The organism is Achromobacter sp. PD1 (assembly GCF_048541815.1).
GTDB lineage: Bacteria > Pseudomonadota > Gammaproteobacteria > Burkholderiales > Burkholderiaceae_B > Achromobacter > Achromobacter bronchisepticus_A.
Genome location: NZ_CP183349.1, coordinates 6,683,658 through 6,703,537 on the forward strand (window position 1 = coordinate 6,683,658; position 19,880 = coordinate 6,703,537).

Genomic DNA, 19,880 nt, shown 5'->3' on the forward strand with positions numbered 1-19,880 from the left:
ACTCAGTTTGCGGCTGCGAGCGCTGCCGCGCCGTGGATCAGGTCGCCGGTGTCATCGGCGGCCTCGTAGCGCAGCGTGCTTGCGTGCGCCTGGGGTTGATGGCCGGCGGGCAGCGCGAAGCGGGCGGTGGCGTAGGGCGGCAAGGTCAAGCCGTCCAGGCGTTGCAAGCCCGCCGCGGCGGGAAGCTCCAGCCGCGCCAGGGACACATGGAAAGGGGTGGGGTTGTGCGCTTCCAGCAGCCATGGCGCCGCGACGTCACCCGTGCGCCGATACTTCCAAGCGACTTGCGCCGGGGCCTCCCGAGGATCGCCTTGCAACTCCGGCGGACGGAACAAGACCTTCATCCGCAGCCGGAATGACAGCTGCAGCTGGTTGCGGCGCGACGGCCGCAGCGAGGGGATTTCAAGGAAATTGATCCAGAATGCCGATTCGCGGTCGCGCGGCAGGGGTTCGCCCGTGTAGCGCAGTTCCAGCGCCTTGCGCTCGCCGGCATCCAGCCGGTAGACCGGGGGTGTCAGCACGAAAGGAACGGGCAGCTTGCTGGGATCGGTGCGCGCCTGCGCTTGCTCCTGATCCAGCCAAGTCTGCACCAGGATGGGCGTCTCCCCCGAGTTGCTGGTGCGTATCGTTAGCGACCTGGCTTGCGCAGGATAGATGAAGCGTGTGCCGGTCACGGTCAGATCCGCATGCGCCCAGGCTGCCATGCCGGCCATCGGCAGGCAGGCGGCCAGGCGCAGCGCGCATGCGCGCAGAAGGCGCATCATCGGCGCGCCAACGGGCCGGGGCCCGCAGGCCTGCCGCCGTCCGCCGGCATCGGCGCGCAGGTGAGGGAAAGCGCGTCGTAACCCCGGGCGCGTTGCCGCGCGCGCTCGGGCAGGGCGTAGTCGATGGCGCAGCGCTGCTGCGGCCCGGGTCCCCACTGCACGATGACGCGGCCCTGATCCTGCTCCACCCGCATGACGATTCGGCTGCCCTGACCCACCGCGCCCACCGGCTTGCCGTCGGCGGCGTTCAGCACTTCCGCGCCAAAGGGCAGCGCGGCGCCGTCGGCCTGGCGGGCGTCGATCAACACCGGCCGGGCCACGCGGGTCGGGTAGGACAGCAGCACGACTGCGCCGGCGCGGGGCGCCACGTTGCGCGAACTGGCCTGCAGCTCTACGTCGTCGGGAATGTCGCGCGGATCGATGTCGACGGTGTTGAGCTGGTAGGGGCTCAGGCTGGCGACGACGCCGTAGCCGCGGCCGTCCAGGCGGTCGCCGCCGTAGCCGATCTGCGCGCCTTCCGCGTGGTCAGCGCTTACCAACGCGATTGTTTCCCCCAACGTCTGCGAGAAGGTCACGCCGCCAGCATGGACAAGCACCCCGCCCGACGCGTTCAGTGACGCCTGGCGGTAGCCTGCTCCCTGCGAAATGCCCGCTCCCACCCAGGACTGCGGCAGCCGGTAGCCGATGTTTGCGCTTGCCGAGTTGGCGTTCTCGCGGCTGGCATGAGACGCGGATACCGAATAGGTGCCGCGGTCGGACTCGCCCATCGAGCCGGCGACCGAGGTGGTGAAGTTGGCGCCGGCGCGGGAATCGGCGCTGTAGTAGCTGTTAAGCGTAGGGGCGCCGCGCTCGGCCCGCCCCAGGGGAATCGAAAGGTTCACGGTGACCAGGGTGGAATTGTCGCGGCCGCCGCCCTGGTAGGAATTGCGGGTGGCCAGGTTCTGCATGCGCTGCACGCCGAAGGAATAGGAAATGTCGCGCCAACGGTTGCTGTAGCCCAGCGCGAAGTTGATGGTGTTGCCACGGCCTTGCCAGTATTGGATGGCCGACCCCGACAGATAGACGTTTCCGCCGTTGACACCCAGTTGCTGGCTGATGTTGGCGTCGAGCCGTCCGCGCGTGCGGCCCACGTCGCCAAACCAGCGGTAGCGTTGCGGCGCGCCTTGCAGCGCGATGCTCTCGCGCAAGCCCACGAAGCCGCTGGTGGAATAGCGGTAGGCCAGGAGCGAAAAGTTGGTACCGCTATTGGGCAGGTTCTTGCTGTACGACAGGCGGTAGCTGGCGCCCGTCCGCGTGCCTTCGTCCGGAAGCTCGGCGCGGGATAGCGTGACGTCGGCCGCGAACGCGCCCAGCGCGGTGTTCACGGCGGCGCCAGCCAGCGCCGAACCATAGTGCCGGCTGAAAGCGAGGCCGCCGTAACCCGTGTACATGTCGCCCAGCCCGCGCTTGAACGTGCCCTGCAGCAAATACTGTGAGCTGCTGCCCAGGCCCAGATCTATCGCCCGCCCCGCGGTCAGACTGTAGCGGCTGGTGCCGGGCCGCAGCAGTTGGACTGTCGTGGCGAAGGGCACGACGAAGCTGCGCGCGCTACCGTCCGCCTCCACTATGCGCACGTCCAGGTCGCCGCCATATCCCGCCGCCTGCAGGTCTTCGAGCGCGAAGGGGCCGGGCGCCACGGTGGTTTCGTATACGAGGTAGCCACGCTGATACACCGATACCTGGGCATTGCTGTTGGCCGTGCCGCGGACAACCGGGGTATAGGAACGCAATGCGCTGGGCAGCATGCGTTCGTCGCTGCCCAGTTGCACGCCCCGAAACGATACGGAGTCGAACAGGTCGCCGTCGGTGGAACTCTCTCCCATCAACAGCTGCGCCTTCCATGCCGGTACGTCGGTCTTCAGATAGGTGTAGCCGCGCTGATAGTTCGCGCCGTGGCCCGGAGACCAGGTTGCGCTGCCGTAGTGGCGCAGCCGGAATGCGCCCACGTTGATGCCGGCATTCAGGCCCGCATAACCGCGCGTGGTGCGTGTGCCGCGGCTTTCAGAGGTGAAGAGATTGCTGTTGTAGTTCAGCCGGGCCGCGGTCACGCCGAAGTCCCAGTTCGACGGATCCACGTAGACGCCGGGCGTGGAGATGCGCAGATAGTACTTGGGTACGGTGAGATAGAGCTTCTGTTCGGCCACCTCCAATTTGACCTGCGCGCCGGGCACGTAGCGCGACAGCTCGCCGCAGGCGGCGGTAGCGGATAGCGCAAGCATGCCCTCGCCGCGCGCGGCCTTGTCGACGTCCAGGCCCAGGCGCGCCAGCAATGCGCTGTCATAGCACGGCGTGGTGCTGTCGCTGCCGGCCAGGAGGCGGAACGGGACCTCCTCCACGCCGCGCCACTGGCCGTTGACGTAGACGTCCAGCTTGTGCAGGCCGGGCTCCATGAAGTTGCCGCGCTCGAAGCGGCTGGTGTCGATGGCCGTGTCGCCTGCGCCTTGGAACATTATCTGGGGGTCGAAGAACGCCTGCTTGCCGTGTACGGGAGCGACCCAGGCCGCCGCCAGCGCGGCGGCAAGAGCGGATGCGAGCCTTTCCGCCGCCCGGCGCCGGTTTGCGGGGCGAGCAAGGTCTGGCAAGCGGGGGCAAGCCCTTGCGTGTAGATTTTCCATCGGGACGTGTCAGCTCTGTGGTTCGCGGGCGCAAGCCGCGCCGCGCCTTTACTCGGTAACGGCCTGCTCTGCCTTGGTGGTTCCGCCGTAGTCGGTGATGACCTCGTACCGGACCGAGACCGGGCCCGCGGGTTTGGCCGCGCGGGGCGGCAACGCGAAGCGCGCGGTGTCGAATGGGGCGACCATGCCGCCCTCGAGCGCGCTGCGCTTGTCGCCCGCGACCAGATCGACGCTGGCGAAGGAGACGTGGTAAGGCGTCGGGTTCGTGACTTCCAGCGCCCGTCCGCGCAACTTCCAGCTCAACAGGGCCGGCGCGGCCTGGACGTGGGGGCGCAGCGAGGCGGGCCTGAAGAACACCTTGATGCGCGAGCGGAACTGGAAGATCAACACATTGGAGTCGTTCGGATCGCGCGGCGGCGTCTCCAGCACGTTGAGATAGAACAGGCTCTCGCGATCTGCGGGCAGCGGCTCGCGGGTGTATGAGATCCGCAGCACGGCGCCGCTGTCCGGGTCCACGCGCACGACCGCGGGCGCCAGGACGAAAGGCACGCGCATGTCCGCCGGTGACCTGTCCGCATTGCCATCGTCCAGCCAGCTCTGCGCCAGCACGGGGCCGGCGCCCGCGTTGCGGATGGCCAGCGTCGTGTCGCGGGAATCCGGTGAGATGACCAGGCGCGTGCTTTGCAGCACCAGTCCGGCCCGGACCGGTGTAGCCCAGGCGCACAGGGTCATGGCGCAGACGGCCGTCAGGGATGAAACGATGCGCGCTATCGACGCCATGACTGGCCGGCGCTTAGTTGTAGGACAGCAGATACTTGATGCTCGACGCGCCGGAGCCAGCGCCCGCCGCGCCGCCGACCTCGACATACTTGGCGGCGTACTTGAGTTCCGCCGTGCCCGGATTGCCCGTGATCGTGGCGACCTGCGGCGTGATTTCCGAACCGCCAATGGGAATGATGCCGGTGTTGCCAGCCGCGTTGTTGCGAATCTGGATCTCCACGTTGGGCGCGCGGTCGGCGTCCAGCAGCGCCAGGTTGCCCGCTGAGGTGCCGTTGGTCGGGTCGAACATGATGCGGACCTTCCTGCCGTCGGTACAGCCTGCCCCGCCTGCGAGATTCAGCTGGAATTCGGCTTCGACGGCATTGCCCAGACCGACCTCTTCCGGCGTGGGCGTGCCCAGCTGCACTGTCTGCGTGTTGCCCAGGCCCGGGGTGTTGCCGTTGATGTCGCAACCGGGCGCGCGGATGACGCCCATGAAGTTGATGACGCCGTCGACCGCATGGGCAGGTACCGGCGCGAGCACGGAGATCAGGGCTCCGGAGGCCAGGAGAGAGGCGACGAGACTGCGTTTCATGTTGTGTTTCCTTTGAAGCTAGGCTTGCCCGCGGCGATCGAAACTGCCCCGGGCGCGGGACGGACCGGGGTCCTTGCGCGTTCGGAAAGCAGTGATCTTTCTGGGGATTCATGTAAGGCCGGACGCCGCGAATGCGGTGATATCCAGGCGGTTCGTACCCGTCGGCCGCATGCTCGAATCTGTGCGAGCCGGCGAGTACGAACACTTTATGGGGCAGGGCCGGGAAATTTAGTCGGAAGACATCGATTTCCGCGTCTGAGGATTACGAATTTGCGTAGGGTTGCGTTGGTCGGGGACGTTGCGGATGCGCCGGGTGGTCAGAGGCATCCGGCCAGACCTCGCGTTGCGGATCCGCAATACTGCAGTATTGGAGATCATGTCCGCGCTGTCGGGCGCATGGCCGAATGCGGGCTTTTTGTGATCGGGGGCCAGCGGTCCGAGGGTTGGAATCGGCTCACTTGTACTCAAGCGTGAACGTGGCGGTGCCATTCGCCACCCCGGTCGTCACCTGATCATCTTGCGTCTGTTCAACCGGTGACGCATTGGCTGGCGCTGTTGAGCGGATGGACGAAGGTGTAGCCCTGCCCATAGCTCGTGCGCAGCGGCAGTTCGATTCCCGCCATGCGCGCCCTCCGGCGCAGGCGGCCGACCACGCTGGAAACGATGGCGCGTTGCAGATGCACGGGGCGGCCTGCGGCATCCGGCCAGACCTCGCGGTGCAGGTCCGCAATGCTGCAGTATTGGAAGTCATGCCCGCGCAGGCACGACAGCAGCGCAAATTCCTTGTTGCTCAACGCGATCTTGCCCGCGCTGTCAGGCGCGTGCAGCGCTTTCTCCGTTTCGACCAGCGCCCATTCGCGGACCGGCGTCACGCGGACCGTCGCGATGGTCCCCGCCAGGGCGCGGCGCTGCCGCGCCAGGGCTTCGGGGGCAGTGGCGGCTTCACGCTGCAGGCGCGTACGCAATGTCGAGGACAGGCGTTCCAGGCTGCTCAGCGCCGCCAGCAGTTCATCGATGCCCGCGTTCGAGGCCAGGCAGGCGTCGGCGCCGGCGCATATCAGTTCGGCCCGCGCATTGGAGGAGTCATTGGCGGTGATCATGACCACCAGTCCGGCGACGTAGGGGCCGCGTCGCGCGCCCAGCATGGCGGCCAGCCACTCCACGCTGCCGTGCATGACGACATAGTGCAATCCTGGCTCGGCCAGCTGCTCCTGCAATCGAAGGACGGATTGGGTCAGGCATACCATCTGGACGCGGTCGCCCAGTCCCTGCACCAGCGTCGCGGCCGGCTCTATGGCTTCGACGCAAACATGGACGGTGTGGTTGAAAGCGGGTTTTTTCATGATCAGTGGCCTGTGGTTCGTGGGTTCGATGGGGCTCATTTGTATTCAAGCGTGAACGTGGCCGTGCCGTTCGCCACGCCGGCGGTAACCTGGTTTGCAGTCTGGTAGTAGCGAGCGTGGAATGGCACGTCGTAGACACCGTCCTTGGACATGCCGACCAAGTTGCTTTGGCCGTAGGTGACCGGCTGGCGGTCCTTGTCCAGGATCTGGATGCCCACGCCGGTCGCCGCATTGGCGTCGGGGCTCAAGGCGATCACGCCGGGTATCCCCGAGGCGTCGGGTTTGGCGTCCATGCGCAGGTACACGGCATTCAGTTCGGGTTTGGCTTCGCGGCAGTTCAGCTGGATGTTGAAGCGTTGTTCGGCGGCGGTGCTGCCGACCGAGCTGAACAGGTTCTTCCAGACCTTGCCTAACTGGACGGGCACGGTAGGGACGGCGGTGCATGACGGGGTGACGATGGACGTGGAGCGCCCGCTGACGGTCACTTGCAGAGCCTTCAGTGGCTCGTGGGACGAGTACATGGCTGCGTACTGTCCTGGTTCGAGAGCTCCGTTCCCGGTGGTTTGGCCAATCTTGAAGAGCTGGGCATGTATTACCCAGTTGGGGCTGGTGCTTGTTCCGTAGCTGCCCTTGCCCATAGGCACCGTAATGGGGAAATACTGGGTTCCGTCCTGCTCCCACATCCGAAATCCGATTCGAATGCCGATGCCGGGAATGTTCGTCCGAAACACGGAGGTGGAGCCGCTTACCGGCGCTCCTTTCAGGATGGAGCCCATCCTGGCGCCGTCGATTTTGCTTTTCCTGCAATCGATCAGGACTATGCTCTTGTGGCTGATCCGAAATCTCTTGTCAGCTATCGGGCTGGTCAGGCTCACCGGCGTGTTCGGCGGTACGACAACGGGACCAAAGTCCAGAGTGATCACATTCTTGTCTATCCCTTCTCCCAGTACGCATTGCGCGAGAGTTTGCGGCGCATACCCGAACAACGTCAGCGCCAGGCATGCCGCCGCCAACATGCCGCTTATGTGTTTTCCCTTGACCGCGTGAGGTGCTTTCATCTCATATCCGTTCTTGTGTCTTGCGATTTTCAATGCGCGCATCATTGGCACACGTAGCTGACTTCCCGTATGGGGGCGGGACGCTCCTCTTGCGGCAGGCTGTAGGACACGCCACAGCTGTCGCTGGCGCCACGGCCCCACACGATGCGCATCTTTCCGGACTGTTGAGCACCCGTCACGAAGGCTTGGCCGTCCGGCCCCACGATGCCGATTTCCTGGCCCGCTTCGTCGTCGATGCGCGCCCCGAACGGCACCACGCTGTTGTCCTTGCGGGTCAGCGTCATCATCAGGCGATAGCCCACGACCGTATCGAATCCCGCCTGTATCACTGCGCCGCGGGTGGGAACCAAGTTCACCGCCGCGTTCCTGACTTCAACGGTGTCGCCCAGATCAGCGGTGCGCATGGCCAGGCGATTGGAACGGTAGGGACTCAGGCTCGGGACGATGGCGTAGCCGCTGGCGTTGGTGCTCACGCCTGGATGCGATTCGAAGCGCACATCCTCGGCTGACGGCGCGCGCACCAGGGCAACGGTTTCACCCAGGGGTTGGCCCAGCGTCACGCCGTCGGCATGCGCCACGATCCCGCCCGACAGGCCCAGGTTGATCTGGTTGTAGCCGCGTCCCTGCGACGCACCCAGGTCGAAGCGGCCAATCTTGGACAGATAGCTGGCGTTGCCGGTGCTGCTGACGCCGTTCTGATTGGACGTGGCGGCCGTCAGGTTGTAGGTAAGCTGGTCGTCTTCGAGCGCGGAGCCGAAAACGCTGGCCTGATGGCTGGTCTGGCCGTTGTTGCCCGTGACCACGGAATACTGCGCGCTGCTGCGCGAGGTACCCAGCGGAATCGACACGGACAACATGACTTGACGGTCGTTCGAACCATCGCGGCCAGTGTTCATGTTGACGAAGACGTTGTAGCTGACCTGCCTGTAGAAGCCGGAGTATCCGACTTGGATCAGCCGTTCCTTCTGATTCGTCTGCCAGTACGACTGCTGGCGCGCCGACGCGTAGACCGACCCCCAGGAACCGAGCGACTGGGCCACGTCCAACCGCAGTTCATTGCGGCGGTTGGGCATTCTGCCGCCCAGTTCGAATTCGTCGGCGCCGGTCGCCTCCTGGAAAGTCCTGTAGCCGCTGGTCGAATAGCGATAGCCGGCGATGCGGAAATTCGTGCCAGCTTCGTCGAATGACTTGGCATACAGGAAGCGCACCGATTGCCCCTGAGTCTTCAAGCGCTCGGTGGAGGTGCGGGCATGTGACAGATCCAGGGAAACCGCGCCGAAACTGCGCAGGTTCTTGCCCACACCCACCAGTCCGGATTGATAGATGCTGGCTGCGGTGACGCCACCATACAGCGAGAATTCCTGGCCCAGGCCGCGCGCGACGGTGCCTTGCACAAAGGTAGGCTCGCGTTCGCTGGAACCGTAGGCGTTGCGGTAGCGCCCGGCGGTGGCGCTGTAGCGCCAGGTGCCTTCGCGCAACAGCGTGGGCACCGAGGCATAGGCTTGCACGTAGCGGTTCTGGCGGCCGTCCGATTCCGTAATGGTGACTTCCAGGTCCCCGCCGGAGGAGGAGGGGTACAGATCGTCCAGCACGAAGGCGCCGGGCGCGACATAGGTGCTGTACACGATGTAGCCGTTCTGTCTGACGGTGACCAGCGCATTGGTCCGCGCGATGCCACGTATGGTGGGCGCGTAGCCTTGCATGCTGTCCGGCAGCATGGATTCGTCCGAAGAGACCTGCACGCCGCGGAACGGCACGCTGTCGAAGAAGTTGCCGGGCGTGTTGCCGTCGCCGATCAACAGATGGCCATTGATCGAGCGCAAGTCGCGCTGCAGATTGGTTTCCACCGTCTGCCATTTACCGCGGCCGTCGGAGCCGCGGTTGTAGTTGGAGCTATGGCGCAGGCGCCAGTCGCCGAAGTTGAAGCCGCCGCGCAGGCCGGCGAAGCCCATATAGGGCGATTCGGCGCCGTTCTTGGATGAGCCGTCGTCGCTGCGGGATGAACCGCCGCCTTGGCGGGACATGTTGAGCTGATAGTCCAGCAAGGCCGCTGTGATGCCTCTATCCCAGCGGGCCGGATCGACAGAATCGCGGGCCGTGCGTTTGACTGCGGCCTGCGGAATGCTCAGGAGCAGCCGCTGTTTTCCTCCGTCGAAGCTCACCGTCGCATCCTGTATCAGCGCGGCCAGGTCTACGCAGGAGCCGTCCGCGCCTGCCGATTCGGGCAGCGCGGCCATATTGACGCCCCAGGTTTCCAGCTGGTTTCGGGTCAGACAGACCGAGGGCTGCTGCTGGCCTTCCTGGGCTTGGATGATGATTCTGCTCTTGCCCAGCGACTGGTCGTTGACGATTACGTCGGCCAGGTACTCGCCCGGCAGCACGCTATTGCCGAAACTGAAGATGGACAGGTCTGCCTGCGGCTGGTCGCCACCCGTGCCGAGGAATTCCTGATTGAAGACAGCGCCCGCCGGCTCGGCGGCCTGGCCTGAAAAGGAGGCCAGGCCCAGCAACAGCGATGCCAATGCCGCGGAAGGGGGCATGCGACCCTGCGATACGCCTTTCATTGCTTGAGCTCCGGGCGTTAGCGGCTTGCGGCAGGCGCGACGGGTTCGGCCTTGACGTGAACCGGGACCTGCGCGCTGGGCACGCGCACTTTTTCCTCGGGAGTCTCGGCGCCGTAGTCGTTGATGGTCGTGAACACGACGTCCAGGTCTCTAGGCGCGGACAGTCCGGACAAGGGGTACTCCAGCACGGCGCCGGGCGACACCATTCCGCCGTTGATCTGCTGTTGGCCGTTGTTGATGTTCAGCGTGGCGAAGGTGACGTGATAGGCGGACGGATTGGCGATCTTCAGCACCGTGCCGTTGCCGCCGGAGGCGACAGCCCATTGCAGCTGCTGACGCTGTTCGCCAGGTTTTCCCGACAGGCCCGCAGGCCGGTAGAACAGTTTGATGCGGGTGCGCACTGCGATCTGCAGCACGTTCTCGTCCGGGCTCTTTTCCGGGATTTCCTTGACGTTCAACCAGAACACCGATTCGCGGTCGAGAGGCAGATTGCCGGCCAAGCGCAGGATGCGCAGCACGTTTTCCTGGCCGGGGTCCAGCCGCGACAGCGGCGGGCTGGCCACGAACGGCGTCTTGGTATTGCCTTCGCCGCTATCGATCCAGGCCTGCACGACGTAAGGGGAAGTGCCGGTGTTCTTGACGGGAATGGAGGACTCGCGGTCCTTCTCATTGAAAATGACGCGGGTGCCGCCGACCAGTACGCCAGCCATTGCATTGGCGTGGGCCAGCGTGGCCGCCAGGGCGAAAATCATGAAGGGTCGCGCCTTGAGCACGAACTGTTGCGCGATGTCTTTCAGCATGAGGATCTCGATGTCTTGCTCGCAAGCCTTCCATGGGCTTTGGCGGCGATTCAGGTCGCGGTTTCGTTGGAACCGTCTGCGCTGTGGAGGCTTGGCGCCGGCCCCGCGCGGGGCCGGCGGTCGGGCAAAACGGCGTCAGTTGTAGTTCACCGTGAACTGCGCGGTGGCGTTGGCCGGGCCGGGGGTGACGGTGGCGGCGGTCGAAACGTAGGCGGCCTCGAACTTCAGGTTGTTGGTGCCAACGCCGAGTACATACTTCGGGGAGGGCGAACCCAACGCGATCTTGGCGCGTGAAGCGTCACGCAGTTCGACGGCGACGCCGGAGGCGCTGGCGGTCAGGCCGCCCGAGTTCGAGATGGCGAGCACATCGGTGCTGATGCTGTCCGGCGTGCCGCTGAACGTGATGCTCGCGCCCTTGGCCGATGCGCTGCAATCGGTCAGCTGGATCTCGAATTGGGCGGGAGTCGAATGCTTGCCCGCGGCGCCGTCCATGCTGGCGCGCGAAACCTTGCCCAGGGGGACGACCAGATTGGTCGCGCCAGGGGAGACCGAGCAAGGCGCATCGACGATTTCGCCGTTGAATTGGACACGCCCGTCTTCGGCCAGGGCGGCTTGGGAAACCGCTGCCGCCGTGGCGAGCAGGGCAAACTTGGCAATCGTATTCTTGTTCATGGAAGTAAATATCCTGAGTCGATTAATAATCAAAAGCGCCGCCTGGGGTTATTGAAAACAGGGGGCGACCGACTTTCGAAATGCTGTCTTTCGGTTTTCAGGAATTAACTTCCGTGCGATCCGGCTATTATCGAAATTCAATTCGAATATCGATGAAAGGGCGCAGTCAAATAATCCATTTTTCTGCTCCTCCGAATCCCGCTGCCTGCATTTCGTCGGTGACTGAAAATTAATGGAATCAGGATTCTGATAGTGTAGGAATCCTCCCTTCTTGTTGTATGAAATTTCATATGAAAAAGATGATTGGCGATTCTTGCCAATAATTGCCAATATTGTCCGAATAAGGCGTCTTGATTGGTATTTTTTGGGCTCTTCTGGATCGTGATTTGAAAGCAACGTTCCAACGGTTTTACTGACGCGCGGACGTGTGCAATAGGATGACGGCAGGCCTTCTGCGATAAAATCGCCGCTGCGCAGCGCATACCAAATCCAGCCACAGGCACGACCACCGACACTCTCCAGATGAAGCCGGAAGTTCTTGCGAGCGCCATGCAGCGCGGCGGCGTCGTCCGCGCCCGGTCGGCGGTTGGGGCGGCCGCCATTCTTGTCTCCCTATGCGCACTGGGCGCGCCGACTGCTGCCGCGTTCTGGCAGCGGTTCGCATTGGCCGAGCCCCTGTCCTGGGCGCTAAACGGCGTATTGCTTCTTGCCCTTCTGTGGGGCGGGCTGAGACTGAGGCGCACCACGGCACAAGACCGCGATCCGCAGCGGCGCTTGCAGCAAGCCGTGCATCTGATCGCTGCGGCACCCGTGGATATGTCCGTCCGCGAAAAGTCGCTGCGCCTGGTCGGATCCAGCGCGGGTATGCAGCGCTATGCGGACATTGTCATAAGGAATGGGTGGGCGAGGCCCGAGTACATCGATCTGGGGTTCTTGTCCGGCGAGGAGAAAGACCAGATTCCGTTGTCTCGCAACACGGCCGAGCTCGTGCAGGTGTATCGCGCCGCAGTGGCTGCGGGAGAAACTTGCGCGTTTGATTTTTACAATGAGCTGGAAGCTGTCGGCATCAGGGTGCCATATCAAGGGCTGGCCGCGCCTATACGCGGGTTGGATGGCCACGTCATCGGCGTGCTATGCGTGGGCAGCTACCTCCTGGGTCATAGCCAGTCGCTGGACGACTCGGCAGGCGCACACCGCAGGGCGGAGCGCATCAACAGCATGAAGACCCGATTCCTGGCTGCGGTCAGCCGAGGTGTGCGCAATCCCTTGAACGCCATGGCGGGCCTGTTGGAAATGGCGTCCTTTGACGCCGCGATGCCGCGGCAGTCGAAAGAAATGTTGGCGACCGTGCGTTTGTCCACCCAGTCTCTGCTCCAGTTGATTCCGTCCATCGTCGATACGCGCAGGATGGAGACTGGCGATCTGGCGAGCGCGCGCGTATCCAATTCGGTGCCCAGGGTCTTGGCCGACGTGGCTTCGTTGTTCGCGCCTAGCGCCTACGAGAAGGGCATAAGCCTGACGGTTGAAGTGGCTCCCGGGGTTGCCGCCAGCCACATGATGGACGTTCAGGGGCTGAATCAGTTGCTCAACAACTTTCTTTCCAACGCCATCCGGTACACGGAACGGGGTGGCGTCCGGATACATCTGGACGGCGCTCCGGTGGAGGATGGCCGGCAATGGCTCACGCTGTCGGTGATCGATACCGGCAGCGGCATAGACCCTTACATACAGCAGAAGCTGTCGGCGTCCCGCTACGAAGCGGGGTTGAGCGCCTCGCCCGATGGCGCCGGACTGGGCTTGCACTATTGCCGGCAGATAGTGGATCGTGTTGGAGGAACCATCCGCATCTCCAGCGTCGTGGGCGAGGGTACGCACGTCTATGTCCGCGTGCCGCTGATGCTTGGATCCGGCGAGCAGCCCGACCCGCCGCAAGAGATCATGCTCGGAATGACGCAGCGGCCCGCCACCGGGCTGCGGATGCTTGTGGTTGAAAGCGAGGCCGGCAACCGCCTGCTGTTGAAAAGCCAGTTGGAACTCCTCGGCCATGCCGTGCAGATGGCGATTGATGGCGCGCAGGGCTTGGCGTTGATCAGGGGAAGCGGGTTCGATCTGGTCGTCTGCGCTGGTGAGATGCCGGACATGGACGGAGCCGAGTTCACGCGGACGTTGCGCGCAGGCGCGGGCGAAAACGCGGCCATTCCCGTACTGGGATACACGGCCGGTGCGCGTCCAGAGGATCGCGAGACGGGCCTGCGGGCCGGCATGAACGAGGTGTTGGTCAAGCCCGCCGGTCTGCGGGCGTTGGCGGACGCCATTGATTCCTGTCTGCCGGCGGCGCGCGGCGCAAGCGCACTGGCGCGGGACGGAGCGGCATAGTGGTTCATCGCGAGCCTGGCGCCATGCTCACGCTTTCCGTGTTCCTGAACATGGCGTTGGTCGCGGCGCTGGTGGTCATGCTGGTCTGGATCGCGCTGCGCATTCTCGGCGCCAGGTCGCCGCGCCGCGAGCTGGCCGAGCTTGCGAGCTTGGCGGATACGCTGCCCGCCGGGATATTCATCCGGGATCTCGACCTGAATCTGGTGACGCGCAACGACGCGCTCAAGGAGTACGCAGCTATCTGTCGCCGCGAGGGTTGGAACCGCCCTCTGCATGTTCCGCAGGACTCCTTGTCCGCGCCGGCCTCCGGCAGCGACCTGCCGGCCAATCTGAACGAAATAATCCGCGACTATCGCCAAGTGCTGGCGAGCGGCGAAACCTTGGTCCGCGAACATCCGTTCCAGCATGATTCCACTTGCGGGGTGGCCGCGTGGGCCGCGCCGTTGCGAGGGGAGGACGGCACCCTCATCGGCTTGATTGGGGGTAGCGCGCGTTTTCGCGGTTTTCCCGACATGTTGCGTGAAGTGTCCGAAACCCGGCTGAACATGGAAAGGGCCAATTTGATGAAGTCGACGTATCTGGCGTTCATCAGCCATGAGCTCCGTACCCCTCTGAACGCGATCATCGGCATGCTTGAACTGATCCTGTCGCGTGATGGACTTTCTGGCGCGGTGCGCGAGCGGCTTGCCATGTCGCGCCAGTCGGCGCAATCGCTGCTGTCGCTGATCGGTGGCCTGATCGACATATCCAAGCTGGAAACCGGTCACTTGCAGCTGCGGCGGCAGAATGTCGACCTGCGCGCGCTGGCGGCGGACACGCTGGCTCCGTTTCGGGCCGCAGCGCAGGCAAAGGGCCTGCAGCTAACACTGGACATCGGCGGCGACCTTGCCGAGCGTCATTTTTCGGATCCGATCCGCTTGAAGCAATTGCTGGATAACTTGTTATCCAATTCGGTCCGCTTTACGGATCATGGCCGCATCGATGTCTCGCTGAGCGCCACGCGCGCGACGGAGGAGGTGCAGTGGATTACGCTGTGCGTCGCGGACACCGGCCCCGGGATTGCCGAGGAGGTGCAGGCCAGACTGGCAGTGCCGCACTTTGAACCCATGGTTCGGGAACAAGGCGCAGGCATCGGACTGGGACTGTCCATATGCAGCGAACTGACGCGTCTGATGGGCGGTTCCATGGAAATATCCAGCACGGCCGGGCAGGGCGCCAGGGTAACGGTGCGCTTGCCCTTGGCGCTGCCGCCTTCGGAAAGCGCCACTGTGGCGGCGGCTACTGCGCCAACTGCGGCCGATGCCGGCGGCTTGCGCTTGCTCGTCATCGACGACCATGAAGCCAACCGGCTGCTGCTCAAGCATCAATTGCGGATGTTGAAGCATTCCGCGCAATTCGCGCAGAATGGCGCGGCCGGTCTGGCATTGGCGGAACGGCTGGAGTTTGATCTGATCATCTGCGACTGCGTCATGCCCGTCATGGACGGCACCGCTTTCACTGCCGCCTTGAGAGCCGGCGGCGGCATGAATGCGGCCACGCCGGTGCTGGGCTATACCGCCAGCGAACTTGAGCTCGATCTGGCTTCGGGCGCGCGTGCCAGCATGAACGCCGTGCTGATCAAGCCGGTGGATCTGCAGACGCTGCAGTCCTTCATCCTCGCGCATGCCAAGCGGCCGCCGGGCGGCACACCTAAGATACATTGAAGGGAGGGGCAGCATGTCGACAGTCTTGATTGTGGATGATCATCCAGCGTTTCGTCTGGTGCTCAGGACGCAAATCGCCCTATTGCCCAGCGCCAGCCGGATACTGGAAGCGGACAACGGGGTCGATACGCTGGCGCTGGCCCGCAGCGAACGCCCGGATCTGATCGTGCTTGATCTGGATATGCCCAAAATGGGCGGCCTGGAAGCCATTTCCAGAATCCTCGCCGTCAATCCGGACTTGCGGATACTGGTGGTGTCGGCGCATGATCCTTCGGTCTTCGCCTTGCGCGTGGCCGAGCTCGGCGCCTGTGGTTACGCCAGCAAGCGCCTGGAGATCAAGGAACTGGTCCGCTGCATCGAGTCCGTGCTGGCGGGCTACCGCGTGTTTCCGAACGCGGCCAAGACGGCCAACCAGGCGGATGTGGCAGACGCGTATCAGAAGAAACTCGAGCTGCTTTCCAACAAGGAAATGGTCGTCACGCAGATGCTGGCCCAAGGATTGAGCAACAAGGAAATCGGTGACGCGCTATTCATCAGCAATAAGACGGTCAGCACGCACAAGACCAGGATAATGACCAAATTGCAGATCGGTTCCTTGGTTGAATTGGTCGATTTCGCCAGAAAATCGAAAATATCGATGTGAAAACCTTATAGGACTTATTCCCGAGTGAACAACCCAGCGGCTTCGGCCATGCATCCCGACCAGGAAAGCTCACAGGACCAGGCGGTGGCTGCGCTGCGCGATGAACTGCTTTCCAAGGTCGGTAACGACCGGAGCATCGCGGCGGAGCTGGCGCATAGCCTGCACGTCAACCACAGGAAGGACGTCGATGCCTTGCAGCTGGCGATCGGACAGGAGCAGTGGTTAGACGTCAAACGATATGCGCATCGGATTCTGAATACCGCGCAATTGCTGGGCTGCAGCGCCCTGGTTGAACTTTGTCTGCGCGTTGAGACCACGCTAGTCAGGGAGCCTGGGCAGGCGCGTGAGGAGCTTTTGGCGGACTACGTCCCGGTCGTCAAGAACCTGAGCGCGGTTCTGGAGCGCGTGAGCCGCACATTCTGAATCCTCCTACATTTTTCGTTCCCGAAGCGCCTTAGAGTGGCTGTATGTGAATGTCCTCCCCTGTCCACCAGGAATGATGTATGAAACGCGCTGCAGCGCAATGCCAGCAACTTGGCGACCACGAAGTCATGTTGATGGCATGGCGAGGCAACGGCTTGAGCGTCGCCCTACAGCCGCAATTCAACCTGCTGAATGGCGAAATGGTCGCCGCGGAATGTCTGGCTCGTTGGAAACACCCGACCATGGGCGATATCAGCCCGGCTGATTTCGTGCCCGCCGTCCATCGACTGGGCCTGGATCTGTTTTTCTTCGAGCAGATCTGCCGGCTGGCGGTTGACGCGGCGCAGGCGCTGCAGGAGCAGGGAATCGACGTGCCGCTGGCGATCAACGCGTCGGCCTCAACCTTGGTCAGCCATGATGCGGTCGACGTCCTGACGGGCTATGCCGCCGCGGCAAACATCCCAATGACGCGCTTCCGGATCGAGCTGACCGAAGACCAGCCCATCACCCGCCTCGAACTGCTGCGCAAGTCCTTGAAGAAATTCGCGAAAGCCGGCTGCCAGGTCAGCATGGACGATTTCGGAACCGGCTATGCTTCCTTGCAGCTATTGAACGCCCTGCCCATCGCCGAGCTGAAGATCGACGGACGCTTCGTGCGCCGCATCCGCCGCGACCGGAAAGCGCGGGAAATCACGCGTCTGTCGGTGTTGCTGGGGGAACGGCTAGGCCTGCGCGTAATCGCCGAAGGCATCGAAAGCGCGCCGGACATCGCTCTGCTCCAGTCCATGGGGTGCAGCCACGGGCAGGGCTATGTGCTGTCGCCGCCCGTCGTATTGTCCGAGTTCATCGAAAGCCGGAAGCGGTAGCCACGCCTGGCGCGAAATTCCTGTGAAAATACCAACTTCCAGGGATATCCGGTTTCGCGCGGCTGAGACATAGTTCAGGCTGGGCAATTCCGCCCGCCCTCATCCGATGACCGCCCACATGCTTGCTTCCGAGTCGACCCTGCCTGCCCCGGTGCTGCTGGTGGAGGACGAACCCCTGATCTGCCGCCGGCTGGAAGGCCTGCTGCTGCAGCTTGGCTATGCGCCGGAGGCGCTGGTGTTTGCCGCCACGCTGGCGCAGGCGCGCGAGCAGCTCGCCAGCCAGCCGTTTGCGCTGGCGCTGGTCGACCTGGGCCTGCCCGACGGCAATGGCATCGATCTGATCGCCGAGATGCACGCGGAGGATTCCAGCCTGGCGATCCTGGTGATTTCAGCATGGAGCACGGAAGACGCAATTCTTGCCGCGCTGCGCGCGGGCGCCACGGGCTATGTGCTCAAGGAGCGCGACGACCTGGAGGTGTCCCTGTCCATCCGCAGCGTGCTGCGGGGCGGGGCCCCGATCGATCCCTTCGTGGCTAGGCGCATCATCGAAGAACTGCGCCCCAGACGGGCCGAACGTGCCGACGAGGCTGCGGACGAATCCGTCGAAACCCTGAGTCCGCGCGAAAGCCAGATCCTGCGGCTGGTCTCCGAGGGACTGGGAAACCGCGAGATCGCCGAGGAGCTGCATCTGTCGCGCTACACCGTCGAATGCCACGTCAAGCACATCTACCGCAAGCTCGCGGTCTCCTCGCGGACGCGGGCCATACACGCGGCGCGCACGCGCGGCTTGCTCGATTGAAGTGGCTGGCCGTCCTGTGGTTGGCGCTATGGCTGGCGCCGGCGTGGGCCCAGCAGCCTGCTGACGCCTGTACGGCGCAGGTACTGTCGGTGCAGGTCGCCAAGGGCGGCGACGATGGCCGGCGTCCGGAGTCGGCGCAATGGCAGGCGGTGGAGCTGCCCGACGATTGGAGCGCCCGTTGGCCGGGATATAGCGGCACCGCCTGGTACCGGATCGGTTGGACCCGCAGTTGCGCCGGCGCGGCGCCCGGCCAGGTGGCCCTGGCGCTGGAATCCGTCGTCATGGCGGGCGAGGCCTATATCAACGACGAACGGATCTGGAGCGATCCGCACCTGACAGAACCGCTGTCGCGCAGCTGGAACATGCCGCGTTACTGGGTGATTCCCGATGCCTTGCTGCATCCGGGCGAGAACACCTTGTGGATCCGCGTGGTCGGCGTGGCGGGGCAGACGCCCGGCCTGGGGCCGGTGCATCTGGGCGGGCAGTGGACGGTGTTGCAGCAGTACGAAGACCTGTGGTGGCGCAACCGCACGCTGTTCACGCTCAACCTGATCGTCTCGGCCGTCCTGGGCGGCTTGTGCTTCTTCATCTGGCTCATGCGGCGCGAACAGCGCGCCTTTGGCTGGTACGCGCTGATGGCCCTGTTCTGGGTGCTGTTCATCGCCAACGTGCTTGTGACCAGTCCCTGGCCGTTCTCCGACAGCCTGACGGCGGCCCGGGCCAACATCATGGTGTTGGTGCTGTACGTTGCTTGCTTCTGTGTCTTTACGTGGCGCTTTGGCGGGCAGTCCGTGCCGCGCATCGAGAAGGCGCTGTGGCTGCTGGCGGCCGTGCTGCTGGCGGCGATGGCCTTCGTGCCGCAGCGGCATCTGGCGGAGGTGCAACTGGGCGTGGTGCTGATCGTGTCCGCGATCTTCTTCGCCAATTGCCTGCAATTCCCGGTGCACGCGTGGCGTACCCGCCGACCCGAGCACGCCATGCTGGCGGCTTGCCTGCTGGTTTTCGTTGCCGCCTGCGCCCACGATCTGCTGCGGGTGCTGAGGCTCATCGACAGCGATGCAACCTATACGCCTTTCACCAGCGTGGTGGTCATGCTATGCATGTCCGCGGTGCTGGGGCTGCGCCATGCGCGCAGCGTGCGCCGCATCGAGCGCTTCAACCAGGAGCTGGCCAGTGGCATCGAGCAGGCGCGCACCGAACTCGCCACCACGTTGGAACGCGAACATGCGTTGGCGCTGACGAACGCCCGGCTTCAGGACCGGCTGCAGATCGCGCACGATCTGCACGATGGGCTGGGCGGCTCCTTGGTCCGCATGATGGCCGTGGTGGAGCAGGCCAGCGCACCGCTGCACAGCCAGCAGTTTCTTTCCATGCTCAAGCTGTTGCGCGATGACCTGCGGCAGACCATAGACAGCGGTTCCAGCGCGGGCGTCACGGTGCCGGCCACGCCGCGGGAATGGATAGCGCCGTTGCGCCACCGCTTCATGCAGCTGTTCGACGAGCTGGACATCAGCGCCACCTGGCGGGTGCCGGAACTATGGCGCACGCCGCCCAGTGCCCTGCAATGCATGGCGTTGACGCGGCTGGTTGAGGAATCGCTGGTGAATGTGCTCAAGCACAGCCGCGCCCGGCGCGTGGAGCTGGAGCTGCGGCAGTCCGAATCCGACCACCTCGAACTGCGCATCGAGGATGACGGCGTCGGCTTTGACGTGGCCGCGGTGCTGCGCGCGGGCATCAGCGTGGGCATGCGCAGCATGCATACCCGCATCGCCAGGGTAGGGGGCGCGCTGGAGGTTGCGTCGCAGCCGGGACGGACCGCGCTGACCGCCACGCTGGGGCTGCGCGCGCCTCAGGCTTGATG

General features: G+C 64.2%; 16 protein-coding genes. 7 read left to right on the top strand and 9 right to left on the bottom strand.

Annotated features, from left to right (window positions below; translation table 11 throughout):
* Positions 1-2: 2 nt before the first annotated feature.
* The 9 genes from ACM1PE_RS31560 to ACM1PE_RS31600 all read right to left on the bottom strand — a co-directional run bounded on the left by ACM1PE_RS31560 (position 3) and on the right by ACM1PE_RS31600 (position 11,209).
* Entirely contained in the window at positions 3-764 is a 762-nt protein-coding gene (locus ACM1PE_RS31560; RefSeq protein WP_419342100.1) for a molecular chaperone, read from the bottom strand.
* The gene (locus tag ACM1PE_RS31565) at positions 761-3,418 is read right to left on the bottom strand and encodes a fimbria/pilus outer membrane usher protein (protein WP_419342101.1); all 2,658 of its coding nucleotides are present in this window, start codon (positions 3,416-3,418) and stop codon (positions 761-763) included. Before ACM1PE_RS31565 ends, ACM1PE_RS31560 begins: the two co-directional genes overlap by 4 nt.
* Before the next feature lie 48 nt (positions 3,419-3,466).
* A complete protein-coding gene (locus tag ACM1PE_RS31570; protein WP_223283296.1) occupies positions 3,467-4,198 on the bottom strand; it encodes a molecular chaperone in 732 nt (243 codons plus the stop codon).
* 13 nt (positions 4,199-4,211) lie between these two features.
* Complete coding sequence (locus tag ACM1PE_RS31575; protein ID WP_059378141.1) at positions 4,212-4,772, bottom strand: fimbrial protein; 561 nt, start codon at positions 4,770-4,772, stop codon at positions 4,212-4,214.
* Positions 4,773-5,299: 527 nt separating this feature from the next.
* A complete protein-coding gene (locus ACM1PE_RS31580) occupies positions 5,300-6,115 on the bottom strand; it encodes a winged helix-turn-helix domain-containing protein (protein WP_419342103.1) in 816 nt (271 codons plus the stop codon).
* Between the two features lie 35 nt (positions 6,116-6,150).
* The gene (locus tag ACM1PE_RS31585; protein ID WP_419342104.1) at positions 6,151-7,173 is read right to left on the bottom strand and encodes a fimbrial protein; all 1,023 of its coding nucleotides are present in this window, start codon (positions 7,171-7,173) and stop codon (positions 6,151-6,153) included.
* A 41-nt stretch (positions 7,174-7,214) separates the two neighbouring features.
* Complete coding sequence (locus ACM1PE_RS31590; RefSeq protein WP_419342105.1) at positions 7,215-9,713, bottom strand: fimbria/pilus outer membrane usher protein; 2,499 nt, start codon at positions 9,711-9,713, stop codon at positions 7,215-7,217.
* 41 nt (positions 9,714-9,754) lie between these two features.
* Positions 9,755-10,537, bottom strand: a complete 783-nt coding sequence (locus ACM1PE_RS31595) for a molecular chaperone (protein WP_419342106.1) — start codon at positions 10,535-10,537, stop codon at positions 9,755-9,757.
* A gap of 135 nt (positions 10,538-10,672) precedes the next feature.
* Positions 10,673-11,209 (bottom strand): fimbrial protein, encoded by a 537-nt coding sequence (locus tag ACM1PE_RS31600; protein ID WP_118931633.1) that lies wholly within the window; start codon positions 11,207-11,209, stop codon positions 10,673-10,675.
* 522 nt (positions 11,210-11,731) lie between these two features.
* On the opposite strand from ACM1PE_RS31600, the gene ACM1PE_RS31605 reads away from it, so the two are divergent.
* The 7 genes from ACM1PE_RS31605 to ACM1PE_RS31635 all read left to right on the top strand — a co-directional run bounded on the left by ACM1PE_RS31605 (position 11,732) and on the right by ACM1PE_RS31635 (position 19,878).
* Positions 11,732-13,585, top strand: a complete 1,854-nt coding sequence (locus ACM1PE_RS31605) for an ATP-binding protein (RefSeq protein ID WP_059378126.1) — start codon at positions 11,732-11,734, stop codon at positions 13,583-13,585.
* A 23-nt stretch (positions 13,586-13,608) separates the two neighbouring features.
* Positions 13,609-15,288 carry an ATP-binding protein gene (locus ACM1PE_RS31610; protein WP_419342107.1) on the top strand — a complete coding sequence of 560 codons (1,680 nt, stop codon included), beginning with the start codon at positions 13,609-13,611 and terminating at the stop codon, positions 15,286-15,288.
* 13 nt (positions 15,289-15,301) lie between these two features.
* Positions 15,302-15,931, top strand: a complete 630-nt coding sequence (locus ACM1PE_RS31615) for a response regulator transcription factor (RefSeq protein ID WP_118931636.1) — start codon at positions 15,302-15,304, stop codon at positions 15,929-15,931.
* Between the two features lie 48 nt (positions 15,932-15,979).
* On the top strand, positions 15,980-16,354 hold the full coding sequence (locus tag ACM1PE_RS31620) for an Hpt domain-containing protein (protein ID WP_419342108.1): 375 nt from the start codon (positions 15,980-15,982) through the stop codon (positions 16,352-16,354).
* Positions 16,355-16,434: 80 nt separating this feature from the next.
* Entirely contained in the window at positions 16,435-17,220 is a 786-nt protein-coding gene (locus tag ACM1PE_RS31625) for an EAL domain-containing protein (protein WP_059378119.1), read from the top strand.
* A 106-nt stretch (positions 17,221-17,326) separates the two neighbouring features.
* Entirely contained in the window at positions 17,327-18,019 is a 693-nt protein-coding gene (locus tag ACM1PE_RS31630; protein WP_306634425.1) for a LuxR C-terminal-related transcriptional regulator, read from the top strand.
* Positions 18,016-19,878 (top strand): 7TM diverse intracellular signaling domain-containing protein, encoded by a 1,863-nt coding sequence (locus ACM1PE_RS31635; RefSeq protein ID WP_059378116.1) that lies wholly within the window; start codon positions 18,016-18,018, stop codon positions 19,876-19,878. Before ACM1PE_RS31630 ends, ACM1PE_RS31635 begins: the two co-directional genes overlap by 4 nt.
* The last annotated feature ends 2 nt before the right edge of the window (positions 19,879-19,880 follow it).

What these genes read in the sequence shown, in the direction of transcription:
- ACM1PE_RS31580 (WP_419342103.1), bottom strand. Translation starts at nt 6,115, where the DNA reads ATGAAAAAACCCGCTTTCAACCACACCGTCCATGTTTGCGTCGAAGCC.
- ACM1PE_RS31625 (WP_059378119.1), top strand. Translation starts at nt 16,435, where the DNA reads ATGAAACGCGCTGCAGCGCAATGCCAGCAACTTGGCGACCACGAAGTC.
- ACM1PE_RS31565 (WP_419342101.1), bottom strand. Translation starts at nt 3,418, where the DNA reads ATGGAAAATCTACACGCAAGGGCTTGCCCCCGCTTGCCAGACCTTGCT.
- ACM1PE_RS31620 (WP_419342108.1), top strand. Translation starts at nt 15,980, where the DNA reads ATGCATCCCGACCAGGAAAGCTCACAGGACCAGGCGGTGGCTGCGCTG.
- ACM1PE_RS31585 (WP_419342104.1), bottom strand. Translation starts at nt 7,173, where the DNA reads ATGAAAGCACCTCACGCGGTCAAGGGAAAACACATAAGCGGCATGTTG.
- ACM1PE_RS31630 (WP_306634425.1), top strand. Translation starts at nt 17,327, where the DNA reads ATGACCGCCCACATGCTTGCTTCCGAGTCGACCCTGCCTGCCCCGGTG.
- ACM1PE_RS31610 (WP_419342107.1), top strand. Translation starts at nt 13,609, where the DNA reads ATGCTCACGCTTTCCGTGTTCCTGAACATGGCGTTGGTCGCGGCGCTG.
- ACM1PE_RS31600 (WP_118931633.1), bottom strand. Translation starts at nt 11,209, where the DNA reads ATGAACAAGAATACGATTGCCAAGTTTGCCCTGCTCGCCACGGCGGCA.
- ACM1PE_RS31560 (WP_419342100.1), bottom strand. Translation starts at nt 764, where the DNA reads ATGATGCGCCTTCTGCGCGCATGCGCGCTGCGCCTGGCCGCCTGCCTG.
- ACM1PE_RS31570 (WP_223283296.1), bottom strand. Translation starts at nt 4,198, where the DNA reads ATGGCGTCGATAGCGCGCATCGTTTCATCCCTGACGGCCGTCTGCGCC.
- ACM1PE_RS31615 (WP_118931636.1), top strand. Translation starts at nt 15,302, where the DNA reads ATGTCGACAGTCTTGATTGTGGATGATCATCCAGCGTTTCGTCTGGTG.
- ACM1PE_RS31575 (WP_059378141.1), bottom strand. Translation starts at nt 4,772, where the DNA reads ATGAAACGCAGTCTCGTCGCCTCTCTCCTGGCCTCCGGAGCCCTGATC.
- ACM1PE_RS31590 (WP_419342105.1), bottom strand. Translation starts at nt 9,713, where the DNA reads ATGCCCCCTTCCGCGGCATTGGCATCGCTGTTGCTGGGCCTGGCCTCC.
- ACM1PE_RS31605 (WP_059378126.1), top strand. Translation starts at nt 11,732, where the DNA reads ATGAAGCCGGAAGTTCTTGCGAGCGCCATGCAGCGCGGCGGCGTCGTC.
- ACM1PE_RS31595 (WP_419342106.1), bottom strand. Translation starts at nt 10,537, where the DNA reads ATGCTGAAAGACATCGCGCAACAGTTCGTGCTCAAGGCGCGACCCTTC.